Here is a 293-nt window from a genome sequence, read left to right as displayed (position 1 = left end):
TGCGGCGCTGCGTCTGCTCGAATTCGCGCACGGAGCGGGTCGAGTTCATGCTGGAGAAGGTGGGGCTACTGCCGTTCTTCGCCGGCCGCATCTTTTCGGGGCTCGACATCCCCAGCAAAAAGACCAAGCCGGCTCCGGACGTGTTCCTTTACGCCGCCGAAAGGCTCAACGCCGATCCGAAAAATACCTTCGTCATCGAGGACTCGGTGCATGGCGTCACCGGCGCCAGGACGGCCGGCATGCGCGTCATCGGCTTCACCGGCGCCGCGCACAGCTATCCCGGCCACGCCGAC

1 protein-coding gene is annotated in these 293 nt (G+C 65.2%); it reads left to right on the top strand.

What is annotated here, in order from left to right; all coding sequences use genetic code 11:
• Positions 1–293, top strand: a 293-nt coding sequence (locus EN807_RS34565) for an HAD-IA family hydrolase (protein ID WP_135938093.1), incomplete at both ends; no start/stop codon positions are given.

Source organism: Mesorhizobium sp. M5C.F.Ca.ET.164.01.1.1 (assembly GCF_004792125.1).
GTDB classification, from domain to species: Bacteria; Pseudomonadota; Alphaproteobacteria; order Rhizobiales; family Rhizobiaceae; genus Mesorhizobium; species Mesorhizobium wenxiniae.
The sequence above is the reverse complement of the archived record's forward strand: the minus strand, read 5'-3'. Positions and strand labels throughout refer to the sequence as shown.